Genomic DNA, 26,859 nt, shown 5'->3' with positions numbered 1-26,859 from the left:
GCGCTTATCCGGTGCCGGGGTCCGGGTCCTGCGGAGGGGGGTGTCCGGACTGCTTGTCGCATGAGCTCCTTCGCTTTACGTCCGGACACCCCCCTCCTCCGGCCCCGGCCCCCTCCCGTCCGGTGGGTCCCACCCAGCCGCCCGCGTCACCGCGGTGAGCGGTGCCGTGCGGGCCGGGGGCCCGTCCCTGTCGTGGACGCCCGGTCCCCTCCCGTCGGTGGGCGGGCACACCTGCCTGCGGCGAGTGCCGGTGGGCGGTGTCGTGCCGGCTGAGGCCGCGCCCCCGTCGTGAACGCCCGGTCCGCCGGCCCTTGGTGGTCGCGGCGCAGCGATCCGTGGCAGCCGGGCTGAAGGGGGTCGTGCAGGGGTGGTGTCCGGAGCGTAGAGCGTGATTTGTGGCGCATCTCGGCGGTGGCTCCGCGTCTGGGGAGTACGCGCCGTAAATCATGCAGCGCAGGACGCGACCCCGGAACGGCACCCGGCGACGACCGCAACCGCGACCGCCAACCGAACCGCGCCGGACGGCGACACCGCGCAGGACACGACCCCGGAACGGCCCCCGGCAACAACCGCAACCAAGACCGCCAACCGACACCGCGCCGGACGGCGACCCCGCGACACTGGCGAACTTGCCGATGCCCTCCGCACCGCCGCAGCGCCATCGTGGCGGGCGTCAGGGACAACGGCAGGTCCGCTCCGGTCAACGGGACGGGCACGGGCCCGCCACGACCGAGAGGACCCCCCCTCCGTGCACCCTCGCTCTCAGCCAAGATCCCGTACCGTCCGCAGCCTGTGGGCCGGGGCGGTGGCGACCGTAGGACTGGTCGTCGCGCTCATCCCCGGCGCCGGTAACGCCGGCGCCGCCGACAACCCGTACGAGCGCGGCCCCGCCCCCACCACCTCCAGCATCGAGGCGGCGCGCGGCTCGTACGCCGTGTCGCAGACCTCCGTGTCCTCGCTGAGCGTGACCGGCTTCGGTGGCGGCACCATCTACTACCCGACCTCCACCGCTGACGGCACCTTCGGCGCCGTGGCCATCTCGCCCGGATTCACCGCCACCCAGTCCAGCATCGCCTGGCTCGGCCCCCGGCTGGCCTCCCAGGGCTTCGTCATCTTCACCATCGACACCAACACGACGCTCGACCAGCCCGCCAGCCGTGGCGACCAACTCCTGGCCGCGCTCGACTATCTGACGCAGCGTTCGTCGGTGCGTACCCGCATCGACGCGTCGCGGCTCGGCGTCATGGGGCACTCCATGGGCGGCGGCGGAACGCTGGAGGCGGCGAAGGACCGGACGTCGCTCCAGGCGGCCATTCCGCTGACCGGCTGGAACACCGACAAGACCTGGCCCGAGGTGCGGACGCCTACCCTGATCGTCGGCGCGGACGGTGACACCATCGCGCCGGTCGCCACGCACTCCGAGCCGTTCTACAACTCGCTGCCCGCGTCGCTGGACAAGGCGTACCTGGAACTGAACGGCGCCACGCACCTCACGCCGAACAGCTCCAACACGACCATCGCGAAGTACAGCATCTCCTGGCTGAAGCGGTTCGTCGACAACGACGCCCGCTACGAGCAGTTCCTCTGCCCGCTGCCCAGGCCGAGCCTGACGATCGAGGAGTACCGGGGCAACTGCCCGCACACATCCTGAAGTTGGCTGTGCCACCGCACAGCGGGGCCGCGTCCCTCACGGGGCGTGGCCCAAGGGGCTTCCGGGCCACGTTACACAGCAGTAACGTAACGCAGGTGACCTCATCGACGACCGTGCGTAGTCCCCACCGCCTGTACGGCCGGAGCGGTGAACTCACCATCCTGGACACCCTGCTGGCGCGGCTGACGGCCGGTCACGGCGCCACGCTCGTACTGACGGCGCCGCCCGGCCTCGGGCGCAGCGCGCTGCTGCGGCACGCGGCGGACGGGTGGGGCGACGGGCCCGTGCTGTACGCGGCGGCCGCGCCCGGCGAGCGGCGGCTGCCGTTCAGCGGACTGCACGCGCTGCTGTGTTCGGGGGAGTCGCGCGGGCGGTCCGTGGCGCCGGTCCCCGATGTGCTGCGCGCCGGACTCGCGCCGACGGCGCTGCTCGATCTGCTGACCGATCTCGGGGCGCGCGGGCCGCTGTTGGTCTGCGTGGACGACGCACACGACTGGGACCCGCAGTCGCGTGACGCGCTGGCCTTCGCGGTCCGCAGGCTCCCGCAGGACCGCCGGGTGGGTGTGCTGCTCACCGCGGCGGAGCAGGAGCCCGGCTCCGCCGCCTTCGCGGGGCTGCCCGCGCTGCGGCTGGGGCCGCTGGACGACGCGGCGGCCCGCGCCTTGTTGGAGCAGTTGACGGACGGTCGGTCGCCCGCGGCGGCGGTGGTGGAGGAGGTGCGCCGCGAAGGCGCGGGCAACCCCCGGCTGCTGACCGCGCTCGTCGAGCGGCTCAGCCACGACGAGTTGACGGGCCGTCAGCCACTGCCTGAGCCACTGTCCGGCGGTGAGGAGCTGATGCACGCCTACGCCAGCCGTGTGCGCGAACTCCCCGCCGAGACGCGGACGTTGCTGCTGCTCGCGGCAGCCGCCGAGGAGCATGAGCCGGAAGGCGCCGGCGCCGACGCGATCCTGCTGCGGCGCGCCGGGCAACTGGCCGGGATCGACCCCGGCAGACTCGGCCCGGCGGAGACGTCCGGCGCCGTGCGCAGCGGCGGCGGCCGGGTCCGCTTCAGCCATCCGCTGTTACGCAGGGCGGTGCTGAGCAGCGCGTCGATCGCGCATCGGCGGGCCGTGCACCAGCTGCTAGCGACCGTGCTGGACGGACCGCACCGCACCCTGCCCCGGCTCGTCCAACGGGCCTGCGCCGCAAGCGGTTACGACCCGGCGCTGGCCGATTCGCTGGTCAGGGCGGCCGTACCGCCACGGCCGCACGCCGACCGCGCCGCGGCCCTCACCAGGGCGGCGGCGCTGTCCACCGACGAGGCGCTGCGCAGCGCCCGGTTCGCCGCCGCGGCCGAACACGCCTGGCTGGCGGGGGAGCCGGGCCGCGCCCGGATCCTGCTGGCCCGGGTGCGGGCCGTGCCCGAGCCGGGGCGGGCGCACTACGTGCGGGGCCAACTCGCCCTGTACGACGGGCCCGTGGCCGACGCCCGCGAGGCGCTGCTCACGGCCGCGGCGCTGCTGGCCCCGCGTGACCCCGCCCGTACCGTCACGGCTCTGCTCGGCGCCGCCGATGCCGCCTGGGCGATGGGGGACGCGCCCGCCTATCTGGACGCGATGAGCCGCATACGGCCGCACGGCGCGGAGCCGTCGCTCGGGCAGTACTGCGCCGGCATGCACGCGGTGCTCGTGGGACGGACGGGCGAGGGCCATGCCCTGCTGCGGAACTGCTTCGAGTCGGCGGCACGCACCGGCGACGCGGCGGAGCTGCTGCGGGCCGGGATCTCCGCGCTCGTACTCGGCGAGGTGGAGGCCGCGTGCCGGGCGGGTGCCAGGGCGCTGGCCGCCGTACGCGCGCACGGCCCCGACGTCCTGCTGCCGCAGGTGCTGGAACACCTCGCCTACGGCGAACTGCGGGCCGGACGGCACGCGCGGGCCCGTACCCACGCCCGCGAGGGCCTGTGCGCTGCCGAGCGGTCGGGCCAGCGCAACGTGGCGGCCCATCTGCACGCCGTACTGGCCCTGGCGGCCTCCGTCGAGGGCGAGTCGGCGCAGTGCGCCGAGCACGCGGAGGCGGCGGCGGCCGTGGCGCAGCCGCACGGGCTGGCCCAGGCGGCGACCCTCGCGGCCTGGGCGGTGGCCCGCGCCGAACTCGCCGACGGCCGCTCGGCGGAGGCGGCGGCGCGACTGTTCCCCCTGGTCAGCCAGGGTCCCAGGCGCGGTCACTTCGCCACGCGGATGCTGGCGGTGCCGTGCTTCGTGGAAGCGGCGGTGCTGGCGGGGCGGGGGAGCGAGGCGCAGTGGGCGGTCGAGGAGTTCGCGCTCTGGACGAGCAGGACGGCCGATCCGCAGGCCCCCGCCCAACTGGCCCGCTGCCGGGCCCTGCTGGCGTCCGGCGACGAGGCGGGGGCGCGCTGGGAGGAGGCCCTGACCCATCACGACCGGGCGGCGGGCGACTTCGAGCGGGCCCGCACCCAACTGCTCTACGGCCACTGGCTCCGCAGGCAGCGCAGGACCCGCGAGGCCCGCACCCCGCTGCGCGACGCGCTGGTCGGCTTCGAACGCTGCGGCGCGCGGCTCTGGACGGGCCGGGTACGCGGCGAACTCCGCGCGGCGGGCGAGTCGGTGGCCGCAGCGGCCCGCGGCACCGGCCTGCCGGACCTGCTGCTCCTCACCCCGCAGCAGCAGCGCATAGCCCGCTGCGTGGCGGAGGGCGCGACCAACCGCGAGGTGGCCCTCAGACTCTCCCTGAGCACCCGCACGGTCGACCACCACCTGCGCAACGTCTTCGCCGCACTGGGAATCCGCTCCCGCACAGAACTGACCCGCCTCCTGAACCGCGACGACCCAAACCCGGCCCCCCTCTAGCCGTCCCCCGGCGTCAGGCACAAGGTGCCGCCCGGCGCCCGGTGGCCGCTGCACGCGCCCGCCGCGAGTCCCACCCTGCGGGCGGCCGACGGCGGGACGTTTTCGCTGGTGGCCCGCGTGAGGCGCGCGTTGTGCCGGTGGCCGGGGGTTCGTCCACGACCTGTCGTACAGGCTCCGTCCCGTGCGCCCCGTGCCGGGGGCGGACGGCCGTCCGGCTCGGTACCCCGTGAGGCCGCCGCGACGGCCACCCGACCCGCAACGCCACCCCCCGCGCGGGCAGTTCGCGAAGATCGGCTGGGTAAGGGCCTTGGTACCGACCGGCCGGTATGTCATTCTGCGGGCGTCAGGCGACCGATACCGGTGGAGGCCGCAATGCCGCATGTCATCCGCACGCAGCAGACGCCGATCGCGCTGCTCCCGGTCCGTACCACGACCCCCGTCCGCTCACTGGTCGACGCGGAGGCCGTCGCCGTGCTGCACCGGGCCGCCCGGGTGCTGCTGGACGATCTGGCCGGTCTCACCGACCGGCTGGTCGCCACCCTGCGGGCGCAGGAGCCCGCCTACCGGGTGGCGATCGACGCCGACGCGTCGGAGATATGGCAGGAGGTGCACCGCTCGCTGCGGCACAACATCGGATCGCTGATCAGGCCGCGGGAGGCCAGGGACGCCGCCCGCCGCACCTCCTGGCGTATCGGCGCCACCCGCGCCGAGCAGGGCGTGCCGCTCGACGCCGTGCTGCACGCCTTCCGGCTCGGCGGCGCCATGGTGTGGCAGGGGCTCATCGACGAGACGGCGCGCCGGCACGCCGACGACATCCGGCTGCTCATCCATGTCGCGGCGGACGTCTGGAACTTCGTCGACGAGCACTGCGGCCTGGTCGCCGACGCCTACCGGCAGACCGAGCGCCGGATGGCCTGGCGCCGGGAGAACCGGCTCCGGCTGATGACGGCGGCGCTGCTCGAAGGATCGGCGCGGGTCAGCGACCTGCCGGACGCCGCCGCCATGCTGGACCTGCCGGCGGACGGCAGCTACGCCGTCCTCGCCGTGGCCGGCCTACGCGTCACCCCGCAGGGCGACGCACCGCCACTGCCCCTGCCGCCGGGCACCCGCGCCGTCTGGCACGCCTCCGCCGACGCCCACCACGCGATCGTGCCGCTCACCGGCGCCGAGACAGTCGCCTCGGTGCTGGCGGGCCTCGCACCGCCGCCGGGGGTACGTGTCGGCGTCAGCTCGGCCGTGACCGGGATCGCCGCCGTCGGCGAGGCCCGCAGGCTCGCCGACATCGCGCTGCGCACCTGTCCGCGCGCCGGCGGCGTCGTACTCCTCGACGACCATCTGCCGGCCGCGCTCGTCGCCTCGTCACCCGACCTGGGCGCGGCCCTGGCCGGGCGGGTGCTCGGCCCGCTGGACCGGCTGGATCCGGCCGACCGTGACCTGCTCGTCGAGACGCTCACGGCCTGGCTCGACTCCGACGGCTCGGCGCGGCGCGCGGCGGCCCGGCTCTACTGCCACCGCAACACCGTCCTGAACCGGCTGCGCCGCTTCGAACAGCTCACCGGCCGCAGCCTGGCCCGCCCGACCGACGCGGTCGAGGTCTCCCTGGCCCTGGTGGCGGGCCGCCTGCACCCCCGCCGCCCGGACGAGCGGACCTAGCCTCGAACAGCAGCGGCTGTTCAGACGCCGAGCTTCGCCTCCAGCAGCCGCGCCACCGCGTCCTTGTCGCCCTCCAGTTCCACGTCCGCCGACGACTGCCGGCCCGACAGGAACAGCGTCAGCTCGCCCGGTTCGCCCGTGGCCGTCACCACCGGGGTGCCGCGGTGGGCCACCGCCGTGCGGCCGTCGGCCAGGCGCAGCACCAGGCCGACCGGGGACTTGCGGCCCATCAGCCGCGCACCCTTCTCCAGGCGGGACCAGAGCGAGTCGGCGAACACCCGGTCCAGCTCGCGCGGCGTCCAGTCGGGCTGGGCCCGCCTGACGTCCTCGGCGTGGATGTAGAACTCGGTGGTGTTGGCCGCCTCGTCCAGCTGCTTGATGTTGTACGGGGAGATCCGCGGCGGGCCGGTACGGATGAGCTGGATCAGCTCCTCGTACGGCTTCTCGTGGTATTCGCCCTGCACACGGTCGAGGCGGTTCTTCAGCCGGGAGATCAGCATCCCGCCGGCCGCGTCGGGGCGGCGCTCGCGCACCACCACATGGGCGGCGAGGTCCCGCGTCAGCCAGCCCTCGCACAGGGTCGGGGCCTCGGGCCCCGCCGCTTCCAACAGATCGGCGAGCAGAAGTCGTTCACGCTTGGCATGGGTCGACATGTGCGCAAGCGTACGGCCGGGGCCACCCGTCCGCCCAGTGGACACCGGGCCCGTACCGGCGGGGCGGCGCGGCACAATGGCGGTATGAGCAGCACGACCGCGGCACCCGGCCCGAGCGGCAATCTCGACCCCGCCATCGCCGACCGGCTCAAGCGCAGCCCCGAGGGGCTGGTTCCGGCCATCGCGCAGCAGTACGACACGGGCGAGGTGCTGATGCTCGGGTGGATGGACGACGAGGCGCTGCACCGCACCCTGACCACCGGGCGGTGCACCTACTGGTCGCGCAGCCGGCGGGAGTACTGGGTCAAGGGCGACACGTCCGGCCATGTCCAGCACGTGAAATCGGTGGCGCTGGACTGCGACGCCGACACCGTGCTCGTCAAGGTCGACCAGGTGGGCGCCGCCTGCCACACCGGGGACCGGACGTGCTTCGACGCCGGGATCCTGCTGGGTGACGGGTAACGAGTAGGGTCTGCGGCCATGGATCTTGAGACCTTCCGCAAGCTGGCGGCCGACCGCCGCGTCATCCCCGTCAGCCGGCGTCTCCTCGCGGACGGCGACACCCCGGTCGGCCTGTACCGCAAACTGGCGGCCGAGCGGCCCGGCACGTTCCTGCTGGAGTCGGCGGAGAACGGCCGCTCCTGGTCCCGGTACTCCTTCGTCGGCGTACGGTCGTCCGCCACCCTGACCGAGCGCGACGGCGCCACGCACTGGCTCGGCACCCCGCCCGTCGGCGTCCCCGTGGACGGCGATCCGCTGGCGGCCCTGCGCGCCACGGTCGAGGCGCTGCACACCCCGCGCGACCTCGCCGACGGCATGCCGCCCTTCACCGGCGGCATGGTCGGCTACCTCGGCTTCGACATCGTCCGCAGGCTGGAGAAGATCGGCGACCACGCGCGCGACGACCTGCGGCTGCCCGAGCTGACGATGCTGCTCACCTCGGACCTCGCCGTCCTGGACCACTGGGACAACACGGTCCTGCTGATCGCCAACGCGATCAACCACAACGACCTGGACACGGGGGTGGACGAGGCGTACGCCGACGCCGTCGCCCGGCTCGACGCGATGGCCGCCGACCTCGCCAGGCCCGTCGACTCCGCGCCCACCGCGCTGCCCGCCTCCGAACTGCCCGACTACACCGCCCGCTGGGGCGGCGCCGACTTCCAGGCCGTCGTCGAGGAGATCAAGGAGCGGATCAGGGCGGGGGAGGCGTTCCAGGTCGTGCCCTCGCAGCGCTTCGAGACCGACTGCACGGCGAGCGCGCTCGACGTGTACCGGGTGCTGCGGGCCACCAACCCCAGCCCGTACATGTACCTCTTCCGGTTCACCGGCGCCGACGGCGCGCCCTTCGACGTCGTCGGGTCGAGCCCCGAGGCCCTGGTCAAGGTCGAGGACGGGCACGCGATGGTGCACCCCATCGCGGGGACCCGGCCGCGCGGCGCGACCCCGCAGGAGGACCAGGCGCTCGCCGACGAACTCCTCGCCGACCCCAAGGAGCGCGCCGAGCACCTGATGCTGGTCGATCTCGGCCGCAACGACCTGGGGCGGGTCTGCCGGCCCGGCAGCGTCGAGGTCGTCGACTTCATGTCCGTCGAGCGCTACTCGCACGTGATGCACATCGTCTCCACCGTGACCGGACAGGTCGCCGAGGGCCGCAGCGCCTTCGACGTCCTCACCGCGTGCTTCCCGGCAGGCACTCTTTCGGGTGCTCCCAAGCCGCGCGCGCTGCAGATCATCGACGAGCTGGAGCCGACGCGGCGCGGCGTGTACGGCGGGTGCGTCGGCTATCTCGACTTCGCCGGCGACTCCGACACCGCCATCGCCATCCGTACGGCTCTGCTGCGCGGCGGCACCGCGTACGTCCAGGCGGGAGCGGGCATCGTCGCCGACTCCGACCCGGTTTCCGAGGACACCGAATGCCGTAACAAGGCCGCCGCCGTGCTGCGCGCCGTCCACACCGCCAACCGGCTGAACGCGACCGGCTGAACGCCGGGTGGCGCCGTAGGGGATAGTGGGGTGCGTGAGTGCCGTACCCATACCCCAGCCACGAGCGGCTGCCGCCGCCGCTTCGGACGCCCCGAGCAGCCGCCGCAGCCTCGCCGCTGCCCTGCTCCTCGGCGCCGTCGGCGCGGCCGTCGTGCTGATCGCCTCCGGCCAGACCTGGGCCGAGGGCAAGGCGTTCGTCGGCGGCGGCTCCGTGCCCCTGAGCGCCGACGGCCGTGATGTCACCGGGGTGCCCGCCGCCTTGGCCGTCGTCGGTCTCGCCGCGCTCGTCGCCGTCTTCGCCGTCCGCAGGGCGGGCCGGCTGCTGGTCTCGCTGCTGCTCGCGCTCAGCGGCGCCGGCGCCGCGACCGCCGCGTTCCTCGGCGCCTCGGGACACTCCGCCCTCGACAGCCAGGCCGCCGAGACCACTGGCGACACCGCGGCGACCGTCAGCGCGCTGAGCCACACCGCCTGGCCGTACGTGACGGCGGCGGCCAGCGTACTGATCCTGCTCGCCGGGCTGCTCGCCCTGCGCTACGGCAAGAACTGGCCCGCGATGTCCGGACGTTACGAGCGTGACGCCGCCACGGGCCCGGGAGCCTCCGGCGGTCTGCGGCGCACCGCGCGGCGCGCCCCGGTCGTCGATCCCGACCGGCCCGAGGACCTGTGGAAGGCGATCGACCGCGGCGAGGACCCCACCACCCTGACCTGACGCCCCGTGACCGGCGCCCCGTGCCCTCCTCGTGAGCGACCCCTCGTGACCGACCCCCGGGACCGGCGCACGTGGTGCGTGCGGGACAATGTTCTGAGAGCGTCAGACCTGTACAGCGCATCAGCGACGAGGAGCACTTCATGGCGGGCAGCAGCCACGGACACAGCCTGGCGGCCTGGACCGGCGTCATCATCGCCTTCATCGGCTTCTGTGTCGGCGGGGTCTTCATGGTCGCCGACAACACCTTCGGGTTCTGGGTCGGTATCGGTGTCGTCCTGATCGGCGGCCTCGTGGGACTCGCCATGAGGCTGGCGGGCCTGGGCGTCCCCAAGGAGTCCACGGAAATGGCCGAGGCCAGGGAGAAGGCGGGACGGGCGCAGACGCAGTCCGTCTGACCTCCCGCAACCGGTTCGGCCGAGCCACCGTTCGGTCCTGGGCGCGGTCCGGCCCCCGGCGCAGTCCGCCGGGCCGGGCTGCGCCTTCGTACGTCAGCAGGCACAATCACCGGGTGGACGCCATGCTCCCAACCCCAGCGGCGCCGGCGGCTGCGCCCGCGCCCCTCCCGCGCCGGCTGCTGCCGCCGCTCGCGACCCTCGCCGGGATCGCCGCCGCCTTCACCTACGTCGGCCTGGTCGACCCGAACGAGACGGGTCACTACCCGCTCTGCCCGATGTACGCCGTCACCGGCCTGTACTGCCCGGGCTGCGGCGGTCTGCGCAGTGCCCATGCCTTCATCCACGGCGATCTGGCCACGGCGTTCGGTGACAACGCGCTCGCTGTCGTCGGCTATGTGCTCTTCGCGGCCGTGTGGGTGATCTGGCTGGTACGCGCCCGGAAGGGGCGGCCGGTCCGGCTGGTCCTGCCCACCGCCGTGTGGTGGTCGCTCGGCGCGGTGATCCTGGTCTTCACCCTGCTGCGGAACCTCCCGTTCGGCTCGGCGCTCGCCCCGTGACGGACCAGGTGGCGACGGGGCCGGCGCACCGGATGCGAGTCCTGCGGCCTCTTCCGGCTAGCATCGATATGGCTGAACCTGATCGCATCCGACACCACCCTTCCGGAAGGGGGCCGCTCGCGTGAGTGTGCTCGACGAGATCATCGACGGCGTACGCGCCGACCTCGCAGAGCGGCAGGCGCGTGTCGGCCTCGACGAGCTCAAGAAGCGCGCGGCCAAGGCACCCGACGCCAAGGACGGGGTCGCGGCCCTGCGCGGGGACAGCGTCAAGGTCATCTGCGAGGTGAAGCGCTCCAGCCCGTCGAAGGGCGCGCTCGCCGCCATCGCCGACCCCGCGGGGCTCGCCGCCGACTACGAGGCGGGCGGCGCGGCCGTCATCTCCGTACTGACCGAGCAGCGGCGCTTCGGCGGTTCGCTGGCCGACCTGGAGGCCGTCCGCGCCAAGGTCGACATCCCGGTCCTGCGCAAGGACTTCGTCGTCACGTCGTACCAGCTCTGGGAGGCCCGCGCCTACGGCGCCGACCTGGTGCTGCTCATCGTCTCGGCGCTGGAGCAGGACGCGCTGGTCTCCCTGATCGAGCGGGCCGAGTCGATCGGACTCACCCCGCTGGTCGAGGTGCACGACGAGGACGAGGTCGAGCGCGCCGTCGACGCGGGCGCGAAGATCATCGGCGTCAACGCCCGCGACCTGAAGACCCTGAAGGTCGACCGCGGCACGTTCGAACGGGTCGCCCCCGAGATCCCCGCCCACATCGTGAAGATCGCCGAGTCCGGGGTGCGCGGGCCGCACGACCTGATCGCCTACGCGAACGCCGGCGCCGACGCCGTGCTCGTCGGCGAGTCGCTGGTCACCGGACGCGACCCGAAGTCGGCTGTCGCCGATCTCGTGGCCGCGGGCGCCCACCCGGCGCTGCGGCACGGGAGGGACTGACCCCTCATGTCCACCGCCTCCGTCGTCAGCGCGCTGCCCCTCGCCGGGTACGCGCCGCTGGCGCGCGGGTGCCGGCCGCGCGGCTGCCGGGCGCCCGCCCGCCGGGTGCACGGCAGGCGGGTGCGGTACGTGATCGGTGACGAGCCGGGACAGGTCAACGGGATGCGATGGCGGCGCGCCACGGCGCTCTGAGTCCGGGCCGCTCCCCGCGCACGCGCGTGCGGGACGGCTCGGTGACGGCGCATACGGTGCCCCGTGTCCGCAGCTTCCCCGAGGAGTCGTTCTTCCGTGTCCGAGTTCTTCATTCCTGACCCGGCGGGTCAGATCCCCAGCGTCGACGGGTACTTCGGTGCCTTCGGCGGCAAGTTCATCCCCGAGGCGCTCGTCGCCGCCGTCGACGAGGTCGCCGTCGAGTACGAGAAGGCCAAGGGCGATCCTGCCTTCGCCGCCGAACTCGACGAACTGATGGTCAACTACACCGGCCGGCCCAGCTCGCTGACCGAGGTGCCGAGGTTCGCCGAACACGCGGGCGGCGCCCGGGTGTTCCTCAAGCGCGAGGACCTCAACCACACCGGCTCGCACAAGATCAACAATGTGCTCGGCCAGGCGCTGCTCACCCGGCGCATGGGCAAGACCCGGGTCATCGCCGAGACGGGCGCGGGCCAGCACGGCGTGGCGACCGCCACCGCCTGCGCGCTGTTCGGCCTCGAATGCACCATCTACATGGGCGAGATCGACACCGAGCGCCAGGCGCTCAACGTCGCCCGGATGCGGATGCTCGGCGCCGAGGTCATCGCGGTGAAGTCCGGCAGCCGCACCCTGAAGGACGCCATCAACGAGGCGTTCCGCGACTGGGTCGCCAACGTCGACCGTACGCACTACCTGTTCGGCACGGTCGCGGGACCGCACCCGTTCCCCGCCATGGTCCGCGACTTCCACCGGGTGATCGGTGTCGAGGCCAGGCGGCAGATCCTGGAGCGGGCCGGCCGGCTGCCCGACGCCGCCGTCGCCTGCGTCGGCGGCGGCTCCAACGCGATCGGCCTCTTCCACGCGTTCATCCCCGACACCGAGGTGCGGCTGATCGGCTGCGAGCCGGCCGGACACGGCATCGACAGCGGCGAGCACGCCGCCACCCTCACGGCCGGCGAGCCCGGCATCCTGCACGGGTCGCGGTCCTACGTGCTCCAGGACGACGAAGGCCAGATCACCGAGCCGTACTCGATCTCGGCCGGACTCGACTACCCGGGCATCGGCCCCGAGCACGCCTACCTCAAGGACAGCGGACGCGGGGAGTACCGCGCGGTCACCGACGACGCGGCGATGCAGTCGCTGCGCCTGCTGTCGCGCACCGAGGGCATCATCCCGGCCATCGAGAGCGCCCACGCGCTGGCCGGCGCCATCGAGGTCGGCCAGGAACTCGGCGCCGAGGGGCTGATCGTCGTCAACCTCTCCGGGCGCGGCGACAAGGACATGGACACGGCCGCCCGCTACTTCGGGCTGTACGACGGGGAGGGCACGAAGTGAGCGGCAACATCCAACTGCTCGGCGACACGCTCGCCGCGGCCAAGGCGGACAACCGCGCCGCGCTGATCGCCTATCTGCCGGCCGGGTTCCCGACCGTGGACGGCGGGATCGCCGCGGTCAAGGCCGTCTTCGACGGCGGCGCCGACGTGGTCGAGATCGGGCTGCCGCACAGCGACCCGGTGCTCGACGGCCCGGTCATCCAGACCGCCGACGACATCGCGCTGCGCGGCGGCGTCAAGATCGCCGATGTGATGCGTACGGTCCGCGAGGCGTACGAGGCCACCGGCAAGCCGGTGCTGGTCATGACGTACTGGAACCCGGTCGACCGCTACGGCGTCGAGCGGTTCACCGCCGAGCTGGCCGAGGCGGGCGGCGCCGGGTGCATCCTGCCCGACCTGCCCGTGCAGGAGTCGGAGCTGTGGCGGCAGCACGCGGAGAAGCAGGGGCTCGCCACGGTCTTCGTGGTCGCCCCCAGCAGCCGCGACGAACGCCTCGCGAAGATCACGGCGGTGGGCAGCGGATTCGTCTACGCCGCGTCCCTGATGGGCGTCACCGGCACCCGCGCCTCGGTCGGCGCGCAGGCCCAGGACCTGGTCCGGCGCACCCGCGCCACGACCGGGCTGCCGGTCTGTGTCGGCCTCGGCGTCTCCGACGCCGCGCAGGCCGCCGAGGTCGCCGGATTCGCCGACGGGGTCATCGTCGGCTCGGCCTTCGTCAAGCGGATGCTGGACGCCGCCGACGAGGAAGCCGGTCTTGTCGCCGTCCGGGCGCTCGCCGCCGAGCTGGCGGAAGGCGTTCGCAAGCGCTGACGGGTGACGTCATCCGTACGGGTGGACCTGGGACCGGGGAGGTGCGTACGCGCCTCCCCGGTTCGTTGCTGTGGGCGTGAGCGAGAAGAACCGAGAGGCAACGAGGAGCGCGAGAGAGCGGCTCCGGCGGGAACGTGAAACGCACAAGGCGCGGGAGAAGCGCAAGCGCGGTCTGATCGTGGCGGCGACGGTCGTCGGCGTACTGGGGGCGACGGCCGCCGTGGGGGTGGTCGCCGCCAACATCGGCAAGGACAAGACCACCGGCGCGGCGGGCGCGGGGCCCGCGGTCGCGCCCTCGGGCGCCCGGGGCAAGGACGACCTCGCGATCCAGGTGGGCTCGGCGAAGGCACCGTCCACGCTCACCGTGTGGGAGGACTTCCGCTGTCCGATCTGCGGCCAGTTCGAGAACGTGTTCCGCAGCACGTTCCACGACCTGGAGAGCTCGGGACAGCTCAAGATCGAGTACCACCTCGCGACGATCATCGACGGCAACATGGGCGGTACGGGCTCGGTGCGCGCCGCGAACGCGGCGGCCTGCGCCCAGGACGCGGGAAAGTTCGCCAAGTACCACGACACGCTGTACTCGAACCAGCCGCCGGAGACCGACGACGCCTTCGGCAAGAACAGCAGGCTGCTGGACCTCGCGGCCAAGGTCCCGGGGCTGCGCACGCCCGCGTTCGACTCGTGCGTGAAGGACGGGAAGCATGACTCCTGGGTCCGCGCCTCGGCCGACGCCTTCCGCACCGGCGGCTTCGCCGGCACCCCGACGGTCCTGCTGAACGGCACGCCGGTGTTCCCGAAGAAGGGCAACGAGAACATCAGCCCGGCCAACTTGAAGAAGTGGGTCGCCGAGGCCAACAAGGGCAAAAAGCCGGGCGCGAGCGAGGCCGCGAGCCCGTCCGCGAGCTGACGCTCGTTATCCAGACGTTGCCGGGCGGGTTGCCGTACCTCCCGCCCGGCACGGTAGCGTCGGTTCTGCCATGGAACTTGCCTACATTCCCAGCCCGTCGACCGGAGTGATCCATCTCGGACCACTTCCGCTGCGCGGCTATGCGTTCTGCATCATCATCGGGGTCTTCGTCGCCGTCTGGTACGGCGGCAGGCGCTGGATCGACCGGGGCGGCAAAGCAGGGACGGTCGCCGACATCGCCGTCTGGGCGGTGCCCTTCGGCCTGGTCGGCGGCCGGCTCTACCACGTGATCACCGACTACGAGCTGTACTTCAAGAGCGGTGAGGACTGGGTCGACGCCTTCAAGATCTGGCAGGGCGGCCTGGGCATCTGGGGAGCGATCGCCTTCGGCGCCGTCGGCGCGTGGATCGGCTGCCGCAGGCGGGGCATCCCGCTGCCGGCGTGGGCCGACGCACTGGCCCCGGCCATCGCCTTCGCGCAGGCCATCGGCCGCTGGGGCAACTGGTTCAACCAGGAGCTGTACGGCAAGAAGACCGATCTGCCCTGGGCGCTGAAGATCAGCGCGGGTCCGAACAGGGAAGCCGGGCTCTACCACCCGACCTTCCTGTACGAGTCGCTGTGGTGCGTGCTCGTCGCGCTGCTCGTCATCTGGGCCGACCGCAGGTTCAAGCTCGGCCACGGCAGGGCCTTCGCCCTCTACGTCGCCTCGTACTGTGTGGGCAGGGCCTGGATCGAGTACATGCGCGTCGACGACGCCCACCACATCCTCGGTGTCCGGCTGAACGACTGGACGGCCGGGATCATCTTCGTCCTGGCGGTCGTCTACATCGTGGTCTCCTCGAAGATCCGCCCGGGCCGAGAAGAGATCGTCGAACCGGCCGCGGCGGACGGCGTGACGTCCGGCGACCCGAAGGACACGGACTCGAAGGACGCGGACTCCAAGGACACGGAGCCGAAGGACGGCGCTCCCAAGGAAGCGGGCTCGAAGGCCGACGAGCCCGAGGACGCGGGTCCGAAGGACGACGAGGGCGACGACGGCAAGGCCAAGCCGGCCGGCGCCACCACGCTGAAGAAGACCTGACCGGCCGGGCGCACACCGCACGTTCCGCAGGGCCGCCGGGGCCGCCGACCTGATCCAGGTCCGGCGGCCCCGGCGTTTGTCACCCTCGCGTCAGGGCGGCGAAGGCCGTCTCGTGGGCCCGGCGGCCCGCCGTGTCCTGGGCGAAGACCTCGCGCGCCACGGCCGCCAGCGCCAGCGCCGGGCCGCGCAGATCGAGCCGGCTCGCCTCGCCCACCCGCTTCGCCCAGTCGGCGGGGACGGCCGCCTCGCCGCCCAGCGCCCCGGCGAGCGCGCCGCTCATCGTGGCGATGGAGTCGCAGTCCCTGCCGTAGTTGACCGAGCCGAGGACCGTACGGCGGTAGTCGCCCGCGCCGATCAGCAGCATCCCGAGCGCCACCGGCAGCTCCTCGATCGCGTGCAGCCGGGAGGGCCGCCGGGCGCCGAGCGACGGCGCGCGGTAGTCGGGGCCCACCGTGTCGAACGGGGCGACCGCCGCGCGCAGCCCGCGCACCGCCGACTCCGCGTCCCGGTGCCTGGACGCCACGTCGCACACGGCCTCGATCGCGGCGCGGGTGCCGTCCTTGGCGAGCGCCAGACAGGTCTCGACGACCGTGGCGGGCGTCGCGCCCGGCAGACACGCGGCGGCGACGGCCGCCGCGAACACCCCGGCCGCCTCGCGCCCGTACGACGACTGGTGCGGGGCCGCGACCTCCAGCGCCTCCGCGTACGCGGCCTGCGGATGGGCGGCGTTGACCAGCCCGACGGGCGCCATGTACATGGCCGCGCCGCAGTTGACGATGTTGCCGCTGCCCGCCTCGCGCGGGTCGACATGGCCGTAGTGCAGCCGGGCCACGATCCACTTCTCGGCGAGGAAGATCCGCTGGAGCGGCAGTGCCTCGGCCTCCAGCTCCGGGATCCAGCGCGGGGTGGTCATCAGCTCGGGGACGAGGTGGTCGGCGACCGCGTAGGCGTCGAGGTGGCCCCGTACCGTCTCGTAGACCCTGACCAGCGCGTGGGTCATCAGGGTGTCGTCCGTGACGTGTCCGTCGCCCTTGTGGTATGGCGCGACGGGCCTGGCCGTGCGCCAGTCGTCGTCCCACGGTCCGACGATGCCGGTGACCGGGCCGCCGTGCCGCTCGGTGATCTGCTCGGGGGTGTGGCCCTCGACGGGACCGCCGAGCGCGTCACCGACGGCCGCGCCGATCAGGCAGCCGGCGATCCGGTCGTCGAGCGTGGGCCCCGGTGAGGGCGGGTGCGTCGTCATGTCCGAATTGTCCACCGGGGCGGGTGGTCGCGCGGCGCTGCGGACCCCGGCGAGTTCCCCGTACCCCCGACCGCGCTCAGGGCCGGAACCCGCTGGTTAGGCAGGCTTTCCTTGCTGGCGGGGACGGTTTTTCGTGCGTACTTTCGACCGTGCTGTGTACGTCGCCGAAGGGGAGCAGAACCATGACCGTCACCGAACCGGAAGCGACGCCGCGCGGAACAGCGCAGGAGGCGCCGCAGCCGGCCCACCACGACCAGCACACCCACCGCGACGTGACCGGCGGCTGGCTCCGCCCCGCCGTGTTCGGCGCCATGGACGGGCTCGTCTCCAACCTGGCCCTGATGACCGGCGTCGCCGGCGGTGACGTCTCGCGGCACACCATCGTGATCACCGGCCTCGCCGGGCTCGCGGCCGGCGCCTTCTCGATGGCCGCGGGGGAGTACACCTCGGTGGCCTCGCAGCGCGAGCTGGTCCAGGCGGAGCTGGAGGTGGAGCGCACGGAACTGCGCAGACACCCCGACGACGAGCTGGCCGAGCTGGCCGCGCTCTACGAGTCGCGCGGGGTGGAGCCCGAGCTGGCCCTGCGGGTCGCCGAGCAGCTGTCCGCCGACCCCGAGCAGGCCCTGGAGATCCACGCCCGCGAGGAGCTGGGGGTCGACCCCGACGACCTGCCGTCACCGACCGTCGCTGCCGTGTCGTCGTTCGGTTCGTTCGCGCTGGGCGCCCTGCTGCCCGTACTGCCGTACCTGCTGGGCGCGACCCAGCTGTGGCCCGCCCTGCTGCTGGCGCTGGTCGGCCTCTTCACCTGCGGCGCGCTGGTCGCCCGCGTAACGGCACGCAGCTGGTGGTACAGCGGGCTCCGGCAGCTTCTGCTCGGCGGGGCCGCCGCCGCGCTGACCTACGGACTCGGGGCGCTGTTCGGCGCCGCCGTCTGATCCGTCGCCGTCCGCCCGGCATCCGCGCACACCGCGATGACCTGCTGTGACGCACGTCCCTGCGCGATGGGGGCGTGCGGGTGGGACACTATGGCAGGCGCCTCGGACAGACCTGTTACACGGCGGTTTCGACTCCGCGATGACCGGGCATGACCCGTAGGCGCTACGGGCAACGAGGCCCGCGCCCGGGCGGACGACGATCTGTCCAGACTTTGAGCCACCTCCACCGCGATGCGGTGTCCGCATGTTGGAATGACTTATCCGCTTCCTGAGAAGTGTCCCATCATGTAACCTGCTCGAAATTTCTTGGAGGGCCAACGTCGTCCCTCGGTTATTGCATATGCCACGACGACGACGGGAGAGCCGATGCGTTCCCACGCCTGGTCGCCCATGGACGGTCGCCCCGCCCCGCAAGGGATGTACGACCCCCGTAACGAGCACGACGCCTGTGGCGTCGGGTTCGTGGCCACCCTCACCGGTGTAGCCGGCCACGCCCTGGTCGAGCAGGCGCTGACCGTACTGCGCAATCTCGAACACCGCGGCGCCACAGGCTCCGAGCCCGACTCCGGCGACGGCGCCGGAATCCTGCTCCAGGTGCCGGACGCCTTCTTCCGCGAGGTCACGGAATTCGAGCTGCCCGAGGCAGGCTCGTACGCCGTCGGCATCGCCTTCCTGCCCGCGGTCGACTACGAGGACGCCGTCTCACAGATCGAGACGATCGCCGTCGAGGAGGGCCTGACGGTCCTCGGCTGGCGCGACGTCCCCGTCGCCCCGCAGATGCTCGGCTCCATCGCCCGCGCGACGATGCCGGTATTCCGCCAGCTCTTCGTCGCCGACGGCACGAGCACCGGCATCGCCCTCGACCGCAAGGCGTTCCTGCTGCGCAAGCGCACCGAGCGGGAGGCCGGGGTGTACTTCCCCTCGCTCTCCGCCCGGACGATCGTCTACAAGGGCATGCTCACCACCGGCCAGCTGGAGCCGTTCTTCCCCGACCTGTCCGACCGCCGGTTCGCCACGGCCATCGCGCTGGTCCACTCCCGCTTCTCCACCAACACCTTCCCGAGCTGGCCGCTCGCCCACCCGTACCGCTTCGTCGCGCACAACGGCGAGATCAACACGGTCAAGGGCAACCGGAACTGGATGAAGGCCCGCGAGTCCCAGCTGGGCTCCGACCTCTTCGGCCCCGAGAAGCTGGAGCGGATCTTCCCGCTCTGCACCCCCGACGCCTCCGACTCCGCGTCCTTCGACGAGGTCCTGGAACTGCTCCACCTCGGTGGCCGTTCGCTGCCGCACTCGGTGCTGATGATGGTCCCCGAGGCGTGGGAGAACCACGACTCCATGGACCCGGCCCGGCGGGCGTTCTACCAGTACCACGCCACGATGATGGAGCCGTGGGACGGCCCCGCCTGCGTCACCTTCACCGACGGCACGCAGGTCGGCGCCGTGCTCGACCGCAACGGGCTGCGCCCGGGACGCTACTGGGTCACCGACGACGGCCTCGTCGTCCTCTCCTCCGAGGTCGGCGTCCTCGACATCGACCCCGCCAAGGTCGTCCGCAAGGGCCGCCTCCAGCCGGGCCGGATGTTCCTCGTCGACACCGTCGAGCACCGCATCATCGAGGACGACGAGATCAAGGCGACCCTCGCCGCCGAGAAGCCGTACGAGGAATGGCTGGCGACCGGCGAGATCGAGCTGGAGGACCTGCCCGAGCGCGAGCACATCGTGCACACCCACGCCTCGGTCACCCGCCGCCAGCAGACCTTCGGCTACACCGAGGAAGAGCTGCGCGTCCTGCTCGCCCCGATGGCACGCGCGGGCGCCGAGCCGATCGGCTCCATGGGCACCGACTCGCCCATCGCGGCGATCTCCGCCCGCCCCCGGCTGCTCTTCGACTACTTCACCCAGCTGTTCGCGCAGGTCACCAACCCGCCGCTGGACGCCATCAGGGAAGAGCTGGTCACCTCGCTGCGCTCGTCCCTCGGCCCGCAGGGCAACCTGCTGGAGCCGACGGCCGCGTCCTGCCGCAGTGTCACCCTGCCGTTCCCGGTGATCGACAACGACGAGCTGGCCAAGCTCGTGCACATAAACGCGGACGGCGACATGCCCGGCATGAAAGCCGCCACGCTCTCCGGTCTCTACCGCGTCAACGGCGGCGGCGAGACGCTCGCCGCGCGTATCGACGAGATCTGCGCCGAGACCGACGAGGCGCTGGAGTCCGGCGCCCGGATCATCGTGCTCTCCGACCGGCACTCCGACGCCGAGCACGCCCCGATCCCGTCCCTGCTGCTCACCGCCGCCGTGCACCACCACCTCATCCGCACCAAGCAGCGCACCCAGGTGGGGCTGCTCGTCGAGGCCGGCGACGTGCGCGAGGTGCACCACGTCGCGCTGCTCATCGGCTTCGGCGCCGCCGCCGTCAACCCGTACCTCGCGATGGAGTCCGTCGAGGACCTGGTGCGCGCCGGCACGTTCATCGAGGGCCTGGAGCCCGAGCAGGCCATCCGCAACCTGATCTACGCGCTCGGCAAGGGCGTCCTGAAGGTCATGTCCAAGATGGGCATCTCGACCGTCGCCTCCTACCGGGGCGCCCAGGTCTTCGAGGCCGTCGGCCTGGACGAGGAGTTCGTCGAGCGGTACTTCTCCGGCACCACCACCAAGATCGGCGGAGCGGGACTCGACGTCGTCGCCCAGGAGGTCGCGGCCCGGCACGCCAAGGGCTACCCCGCCTCCGGGATCTCCGCGAGCCACCGCAAGCTCGACATCGGCGGCGAGTACCAGTGGCGCCGCGAGGGCGAGCCGCACCTCTTCGACCCCGAGACGGTCTTCCGGCTCCAGCACGCCGCGCGCTCGCGCCGCTACGACATCTTCAAGAAGTACACCGACCGGGTCAACGAGCAGTCCGAGCGGCTGATGACGCTGCGCGGCCTGTTCAACTTCGCCTCGGCGCGCGAGCCGATCTCCATCGACGAGGTCGAGCCGGTCTCGGAGATCGTCAAGCGCTTCTCCACCGGCGCCATGTCGTACGGCTCGATCTCCCAAGAGGCGCACGAGACCATGGCCGTCGCCATGAACCAGCTCGGCGGCAAGTCCAACACCGGCGAGGGCGGCGAGGACGCCGACCGGCTGTACGACCCGAAGCGCCGCTCGTCGATCAAGCAGGTCGCCTCCGGACGGTTCGGCGTCACCAGCGAATACCTGGTCAACGCCGACGACATCCAGATCAAGATGGCGCAGGGCGCCAAGCCCGGCGAGGGCGGCCAGCTGCCCGGACACAAGGTCTACCCGTGGGTCGCCAAGACCCGGCACTCCACCCCGGGCGTCGGCCTGATCTCCCCGCCGCCGCACCACGACATCTACTCCATCGAGGATCTCGCCCAGCTGATCCACGACCTGAAGAACGCCAACCCGCAGGCCCGCATCCACGTGAAGCTGGTCTCCGAGGTCGGCGTCGGCACCGTCGCCGCCGGTGTCTCCAAGGCACACGCCGACGTGGTGCTCATCTCGGGCCACGACGGCGGCACGGGCGCCTCCCCGCTCACCTCACTCAAGCACGCGGGCGGCCCCTGGGAGCTGGGCCTCGCCGAGACCCAGCAGACGCTGCTGCTCAACGGGCTGCGCGACCGCATCGTCGTGCAGACCGACGGCCAGCTCAAGACCGGCCGTGACGTCGTCATCGCCGCCCTGCTGGGCGCCGAGGAGTTCGGCTTCGCGACGGCGCCGCTCGTCGTCTCGGGCTGCGTCATGATGCGCGTCTGTCATCTCGACACCTGTCCCGTCGGCATCGCCACCCAGAACCCGGTCCTGCGGGAGCGGTTCACCGGCAAGGCCGAGTACATCGTCAACTTCTTCGAGTTCATCGCCGAAGAGGTCCGCGAACTCCTCGCCGAGCTGGGCTTCCGCACCCTCGAAGAGGCCGTGGGACGCGCCGAGCTCCTCGACACCGAGCGGGCGCTCAACCACTGGAAGGCCCAGGGCCTCGACCTGCGCCCGCTCTTCCACGTGCCGCTGCTCGGCGAGGGCACCGCACGCCACCGCACCACCGAGCAGGACCACGGCCTGGGCAAGGCCCTCGACAACGAGCTGATCAAGCTCGCCGCCGACGCCCTGGGCGCCGAGAGCGCCGAGGCGGCCCAGCCGGTGCGCGCGCAGATCGCCATCCGCAACATCAACCGCACCGTCGGCACGATGCTGGGCCACGAGGTGACGAAGAGGTTCGGCGGCGCGGGACTGCCCGACGACACCATCGACATCACCTTCACCGGCTCGGCCGGCCAGTCCTTCGGCGCCTTCCTGCCGCACGGAGTGACCCTGCGGCTCGAAGGCGACGCCAACGACTACGTCGGCAAGGGCCTGTCCGGCGGCCGGGTCGTCGTACGGCCCGACCGCGGCGCCGACCACCTCGCCGAGTACTCGACCATCGCGGGCAACACCATCGCCTACGGCGCCACCGGCGGCGAGCTGTTCCTGCGCGGCAGGACAGGCGAGCGGTTCTGCGTCCGCAACTCCGGCGCCACGGTGGTCGCCGAAGGCGTCGGCGACCACGGCTGCGAGTACATGACCGGCGGCCACGCCGTCGTACTCGGCGAGACCGGACGCAACTTCGCGGCCGGCATGTCCGGCGGTATCGCCTACGTCATCGACCTCGACCCGGACAACGTCAACTCCGGGAACCTGTCGGCCGTCGGCCCGCTGGACGACGCGGACCAGGAGTGGCTGCACGAGGCGGTACGCCGCCACCAGGAGGAGACGGCCTCCACCGTCGCCGGGCGGCTGCTCGACGACTGGGACACCGCCGTCACCCGCTTCAGCAAGATCATCCCCACTACGTACAAGGCAGTGCTCGCCGCCAAGGACGCCGCCGAGCTGGCCGGACTCTCCGAGACCGAGACCACCGAGAAGATGATGGAGGCGGCGACCAATGGCTGACCCGAAGGGCTTTCTCACCACCGGGCGGGAAATCGCCACCTCCCGCCCGGTCGAGGAGCGCGTCAAGGACTGGAACGAGGTCTACGTTCCCGGCTCGCTGCTCCCGATCATCAGCAAGCAGGCCGGGCGCTGCATGGACTGCGGCATCCCGTTCTGCCACCAGGGCTGTCCGCTGGGCAACCTGATCCCCGAGTGGAACGACTACGCGTACCGGGAGGACTGGCAGGCGGCCATAGAGCGGCTGCACGCCACCAACAACTTCCCCGAGTTCACCGGGCGGCTGTGCCCCGCGCCCTGCGAGTCGGCGTGCGTGCTGTCCATCAACCAGCCCGCCGTCACCATCAAGAACGTCGAAGTCTCCATCATCGATAAGGCGTGGGAGAGCGGCGACGTCACCCCGCAGCCCCCCGAGCGGCTGTCCGGCAAGACCGTCGCCGTCATCGGCTCGGGCCCCGCGGGACTCGCCGCCGCCCAGCAGCTCACCAGGGCCGGACACACCGTCGCCGTGTACGAGCGCGCCGACCGTATCGGCGGACTGCTGCGCTACGGCATCCCCGAGTTCAAGATGGAGAAGTCCCACATCAACCGCCGCATCGAGCAGATGCGCGCCGAGGGGACCAAGTTCCGCACCGAGGTCGAGGTCGGCCGTGACGTGAACGCCGCGAAGCTGCGCAAGCGGTACGACGCCGTCGTCATCGCCGCCGGCGCCACCGTCTCGCGCGACCTGCCGGTCCCGGGCCGGGAGCTGAACGGCATCCACTTCGCGATGGAGTACCTGCCGCCGTCCAACAAGGTGCAGGAGGGCGACCTCACGGTCTCCCCGATCAACGCGGCGGGCAAGCACGTCGTGGTCATCGGCGGCGGCGACACCGGCGCCGACTGCGTCGGCACCGCCCACCGCCAGGGCGCGGCCTCCGTCACCCAGCTGGAGATCATGCCCAGGCCCGGCGACGCGCGCGCCGACCACCAGCCGTGGCCGACGTTCCCGATGCTCTACAAGGTCACCTCGGCGCACGAGGAGGGCGGTGAGCGGGTCTACTCCGTCTCCACCACGCACTTCGAGGGCGACGAGGACGGCAACGTCCAGTACCTGCACCTCACCGAGGTCCAGTTCAAGGACGGCAAGCTCGACCCGCGGAGCGGCACCGAGCGCAAGATCCCCGCGCAGCTGGTCACGCTCGCCATGGGCTTCACCGGGACCGACCAGTCCAACGGACTCGTCGAGCAGTTCGGCCTTGAACTCGACGGGCGCGGCAACATCGCGCGGGACGCCGACTTCGCGACCAACGTCCCCGGCGTGTACGTTGCCGGTGACGCGGGCCGCGGCCAGTCCCTGATCGTGTGGGCCATCGCCGAGGGCCGCTCGGCGGCGCGCGGCGTCGACAGCTACCTGACGGGGGCCAGCGACCTGCACGCCCCGATCAGGCCCACGGACCGCGCGATGATGGTCTGAAACAAGACGTCCCGTACAAAGGCGTACGGGCGGTGTCGGCCCGGGGGACGTCCTCCGGACCCTCCGCAAGACGCGGCGCCTGCCCCCAGTCCCCGACCGGACGACGGCAGGCGCCGTGGCATGTGGACGGATGCGCACCGACGACGACGGATGTGGATCACCGGCGTGTCCCCGCCCGTCATTCACCGCCGGGGCATGCTAGGCTGACTGCGTTGCAGTTTTGGTACCCATGAACTTTATGTGCGCCTGACGGGATTGCTACCTCTCCTCTTCAGGCGCATTGTTGTTTCTGCCGGTTTTCTCCGGATGGGGCTCAATGCGGCGACGAGGAATTCGTAAAGTGCGGATTTCCGGCTCTGCACCTGTTTTAGGAGAATGACATGGCTACAGGCACAGTGAAGTGGTTCAACTCGGAAAAGGGCTTCGGCTTCATTGAGCAGGACGGCGGCGGCGCCGACGTCTTCGCCCACTACTCGAACATCGCCACCCAGGGCTTCCGCGAGCTCCAGGAGGGCCAGAAGGTCTCGTTCGACGTCACGCAGGGCCAGAAGGGCCCGCAGGCGGAGAACATCGTCCCGGCCTAATTGCCTGGACGCGTACCTCGTAAGCCGGGGCCTGCACCTGCACGGTGCGGGTCCCGGCTCGCGCTGTCCCTAGTGCCGTTCCCGCTCCCGGCGAAACTCGCCCTGTCGCGGTCCCCGGCACGCGTGCTCGCCGTCTTGGCCATCAGTCCCCGACCGCTCGCGGAAAACACGAGGGCTCCCGGCCGGCCAGCGCACACACGCCCCGGACCCGCTGTTGACAGGCACCTCGCCGGTCACGGCGCTAGGCCCAGAAAGGCTTTACCGAATGACTCGACCCGAACGCCAGGACCGTGCTGGAAGAACAGCAGGCAAGCGCCCGGTGAATTCACGTACCAGGAGTGCGGCGAAAGGCGTGTCGAAAGCTCCCGCCCGCCGTGCCCCCGCCCGTCCGCAGGAATTCACCCTGCCGGAGACCCTTACCCCCGCACTGCCCGCGGTCCAGGCTTTCGACGAGCTGGACATGCCGGCGGGACTGCTGAAGACGCTGACCGCCCAGGGTGTGACGGAACCTTTCCCCATCCAGGGCGCCACCCTGCCGAACGCCATCGCCGGCCGTGACATCCTCGGCCGCGGGCGCACAGGCTCGGGCAAGACCCTCGCCTTCGGACTCGCGCTCCTCGCCCGTACGGCGGGCCGCCGCGCCGAGCCCAAGGCCCCCCTGGTGATGGTGCTGGTCCCCACCCGCGAGCTGGCGCAGCAGGTGACGGACGCGCTCACCCCGTACGCCACAGCGGTGAACCTGAAGATCGCCACCGTCGTCGGCGGTCTCTCCATCTCCAAGCAGGCGGGCCAGCTGCGGCGCGGCGCCGAGGTGCTCGTCGCCACGCCCGGCCGGCTCAAGGACCTCATCGAGCGCGGCGACTGCCGGCTCGACCAGGTGACCATCACCGTCCTCGACGAGGCCGACCAGATGGCCGACATGGGGTTCATGCCGCAGGTCACCGCGCTGCTCAAGCAGGTGCAGCCGGACGGCCAGCGGATGCTGTTCTCGGCCACGCTGGACAAGAACATCGACCGGCTGGTGAAGCAGTACCTCACCGACCCCGTCGTGCACTCCGTCGACCCGTCCCAGGGCGCGGTGACCACGATGGAGCACCACCTGCTGTACGTCCTGGACGAGACGGACAAGAAGGCGGTGACCGTGCGCATCGCCGCGCGCGAGGGCCGCGTCCTGCTGTTCCTCGACACCAAGCGGTCCGTCGACCGGCTGGTGAAGCGGCTGCTGGCCAGCGGCGTACGCGCCTCGGGGCTGCACGGCGGGCGTTCCCAGCCGCAGCGCAACCGCACCCTCGACCAGTTCAAGACGGGACAGGTCACCGCGCTCGTCGCGACGAACGTCGCCGCGCGCGGTATCCACGTGGACGATCTGGACCTGGTCGTCAACGTGGATCCGCCCGTCGACCACAAGGACTACCTGCACCGCGGCGGCCGTACGGCCCGCGCGGGGGAGTCCGGCAGCGTCGTCACGCTGGTCCTGCCCGAGCAGCGCAGGGAGATGACCCGGCTGATGTCCGACGCCGGTATCGCCCCCAGGTCCGCCAGCATCAAGTCGACCGACGAGGAGCTGGCCCGGCTCACCGGCGCGCGGGAGCCCTCCGGGGTCGCCGTCATCGTCGATGTGCCGCAGCCCGTCGTCCAGGGCAAGCAGAAGCCCCGCACCTCACGCCCGGCCCGCTCGGGCACCCGTGGCGCGGGACGCGGCTCGGGCGGGTCCGGCGGCTCCGGCGGTACGGCACGGGCCGGCGCGACCGGCGGCGGAGCCCGTACCGGCGGCGGCGCCCGGCTGGAGACCGCGCCGCGCGCGGGCGGCGGTCGCAGCCGCCGTGGCCGGGGCAGCTCCGAAGGCGGCAGGCGCACCGCGGCCTGACTCTCCGTACCGACCAGCACCGATGCACCTGAACCGCCCGGCAGCGCACCCTCGCGTGCTGCCGGGCGGTTCGGTGTACGGCGCCGCACGATCCGTCGCCGATCGGTTAACTTCCGGGAAACTGACCGGAGTTGGCATTGACG

At 72.2% G+C, this 26,859-nt stretch carries 21 protein-coding genes; 19 read left to right on the top strand and 2 right to left on the bottom strand.

Annotated features, from left to right (window positions below):
* Positions 1-748 precede the first annotated feature (748 nt).
* The 3 genes from bdeA to OHS57_RS09935 all read left to right on the top strand — a co-directional run bounded on the left by bdeA (position 749) and on the right by OHS57_RS09935 (position 6,153).
* Positions 749-1,651, top strand: a complete 903-nt coding sequence (gene bdeA, locus OHS57_RS09945; RefSeq protein ID WP_328581681.1) for a bis(hydroxyethyl) terephthalate hydrolase — start codon at positions 749-751, stop codon at positions 1,649-1,651.
* A gap of 95 nt (positions 1,652-1,746) precedes the next feature.
* Positions 1,747-4,500 carry a helix-turn-helix transcriptional regulator gene (locus tag OHS57_RS09940; RefSeq protein ID WP_328581680.1) on the top strand — a complete coding sequence of 918 codons (2,754 nt, stop codon included), beginning with the start codon at positions 1,747-1,749 and terminating at the stop codon, positions 4,498-4,500.
* A 372-nt stretch (positions 4,501-4,872) separates the two neighbouring features.
* Positions 4,873-6,153 carry a PucR family transcriptional regulator gene (locus tag OHS57_RS09935; RefSeq protein WP_041990775.1) on the top strand — a complete coding sequence of 427 codons (1,281 nt, stop codon included), beginning with the start codon at positions 4,873-4,875 and terminating at the stop codon, positions 6,151-6,153.
* A gap of 20 nt (positions 6,154-6,173) precedes the next feature.
* Here the strand turns inward: OHS57_RS09935 and OHS57_RS09930 are convergent, their stop codons facing one another.
* The gene (locus OHS57_RS09930) at positions 6,174-6,806 is read right to left on the bottom strand and encodes a TIGR03085 family metal-binding protein (RefSeq protein WP_328581679.1); all 633 of its coding nucleotides are present in this window, start codon (positions 6,804-6,806) and stop codon (positions 6,174-6,176) included.
* 84 nt (positions 6,807-6,890) lie between these two features.
* Here OHS57_RS09930 and hisI point away from each other — a divergent pair, with 84 nt between their 5' ends.
* From hisI to lgt, 11 genes are all read left to right on the top strand, one after another.
* The gene (gene hisI / locus OHS57_RS09925) at positions 6,891-7,268 is read left to right on the top strand and encodes a phosphoribosyl-AMP cyclohydrolase (protein WP_041990779.1); all 378 of its coding nucleotides are present in this window, start codon (positions 6,891-6,893) and stop codon (positions 7,266-7,268) included.
* Positions 7,269-7,286: 18 nt separating this feature from the next.
* A complete protein-coding gene (locus OHS57_RS09920) occupies positions 7,287-8,792 on the top strand; it encodes an anthranilate synthase component I (protein ID WP_041990781.1) in 1,506 nt (501 codons plus the stop codon).
* A 25-nt stretch (positions 8,793-8,817) separates the two neighbouring features.
* Positions 8,818-9,501, top strand: a complete 684-nt coding sequence (locus OHS57_RS09915; protein WP_041990783.1) for a TIGR02234 family membrane protein — start codon at positions 8,818-8,820, stop codon at positions 9,499-9,501.
* Positions 9,502-9,641: 140 nt separating this feature from the next.
* Positions 9,642-9,896 (top strand): HGxxPAAW family protein, encoded by a 255-nt coding sequence (locus tag OHS57_RS09910; protein ID WP_041990785.1) that lies wholly within the window; start codon positions 9,642-9,644, stop codon positions 9,894-9,896.
* Positions 9,897-10,018: 122 nt separating this feature from the next.
* Entirely contained in the window at positions 10,019-10,453 is a 435-nt protein-coding gene (locus OHS57_RS09905; RefSeq protein WP_328581678.1) for a DUF2752 domain-containing protein, read from the top strand.
* Positions 10,454-10,574: 121 nt separating this feature from the next.
* Positions 10,575-11,384, top strand: a complete 810-nt coding sequence (gene trpC, locus OHS57_RS09900; RefSeq protein ID WP_041990789.1) for an indole-3-glycerol phosphate synthase TrpC — start codon at positions 10,575-10,577, stop codon at positions 11,382-11,384.
* 6 nt (positions 11,385-11,390) lie between these two features.
* Positions 11,391-11,576, top strand: coding sequence for a tryptophan biosynthesis modulator TrpM (trpM, locus tag OHS57_RS09895; protein WP_328581677.1), 186 nt, complete (start codon positions 11,391-11,393; stop codon positions 11,574-11,576).
* Between the two features lie 96 nt (positions 11,577-11,672).
* Complete coding sequence (gene trpB / locus OHS57_RS09890) at positions 11,673-12,908, top strand: tryptophan synthase subunit beta (RefSeq protein ID WP_328581676.1); 1,236 nt, start codon at positions 11,673-11,675, stop codon at positions 12,906-12,908.
* Positions 12,905-13,717, top strand: coding sequence for a tryptophan synthase subunit alpha (gene trpA / locus OHS57_RS09885; protein ID WP_328581675.1), 813 nt, complete (start codon positions 12,905-12,907; stop codon positions 13,715-13,717). The genes trpB and trpA overlap by 4 nt, the downstream gene beginning before the upstream one ends.
* Before the next feature lie 76 nt (positions 13,718-13,793).
* A complete protein-coding gene (locus OHS57_RS09880) occupies positions 13,794-14,627 on the top strand; it encodes a DsbA family protein (RefSeq protein WP_328581674.1) in 834 nt (277 codons plus the stop codon).
* A 70-nt stretch (positions 14,628-14,697) separates the two neighbouring features.
* The gene (gene lgt / locus OHS57_RS09875; RefSeq protein WP_328581673.1) at positions 14,698-15,708 is read left to right on the top strand and encodes a prolipoprotein diacylglyceryl transferase; all 1,011 of its coding nucleotides are present in this window, start codon (positions 14,698-14,700) and stop codon (positions 15,706-15,708) included.
* 79 nt (positions 15,709-15,787) lie between these two features.
* Here the strand turns inward: lgt and OHS57_RS09870 are convergent, their stop codons facing one another.
* Positions 15,788-16,951 (bottom strand): ADP-ribosylglycohydrolase family protein, encoded by a 1,164-nt coding sequence (locus OHS57_RS09870; protein ID WP_328581672.1) that lies wholly within the window; start codon positions 16,949-16,951, stop codon positions 15,788-15,790.
* A 182-nt stretch (positions 16,952-17,133) separates the two neighbouring features.
* On the opposite strand from OHS57_RS09870, the gene OHS57_RS09865 reads away from it, so the two are divergent.
* From OHS57_RS09865 to OHS57_RS09845, 5 genes are all read left to right on the top strand, one after another.
* Complete coding sequence (locus OHS57_RS09865; RefSeq protein WP_041990800.1) at positions 17,134-17,886, top strand: VIT1/CCC1 transporter family protein; 753 nt, start codon at positions 17,134-17,136, stop codon at positions 17,884-17,886.
* A gap of 366 nt (positions 17,887-18,252) precedes the next feature.
* On the top strand, positions 18,253-22,812 hold the full coding sequence (gene gltB / locus OHS57_RS09860) for a glutamate synthase large subunit (protein ID WP_328581671.1): 4,560 nt from the start codon (positions 18,253-18,255) through the stop codon (positions 22,810-22,812).
* The gene (locus OHS57_RS09855) at positions 22,805-24,265 is read left to right on the top strand and encodes a glutamate synthase subunit beta (RefSeq protein WP_041990805.1); all 1,461 of its coding nucleotides are present in this window, start codon (positions 22,805-22,807) and stop codon (positions 24,263-24,265) included. Before gltB ends, OHS57_RS09855 begins: the two co-directional genes overlap by 8 nt.
* Before the next feature lie 380 nt (positions 24,266-24,645).
* Positions 24,646-24,849, top strand: a complete 204-nt coding sequence (locus OHS57_RS09850; RefSeq protein ID WP_015607926.1) for a cold-shock protein — start codon at positions 24,646-24,648, stop codon at positions 24,847-24,849.
* 265 nt (positions 24,850-25,114) lie between these two features.
* Positions 25,115-26,716 (top strand): DEAD/DEAH box helicase, encoded by a 1,602-nt coding sequence (locus OHS57_RS09845; protein ID WP_328581670.1) that lies wholly within the window; start codon positions 25,115-25,117, stop codon positions 26,714-26,716.
* Positions 26,717-26,859: the final 143 nt, after the last annotated feature.

Origin of the sequence: Streptomyces sp. NBC_00370, assembly GCF_036084755.1 — a bacterium.
Taxonomy (GTDB): domain Bacteria; phylum Actinomycetota; class Actinomycetes; order Streptomycetales; family Streptomycetaceae; genus Streptomyces.
This window is presented reverse-complemented; position numbering and strand designations above follow the sequence as displayed.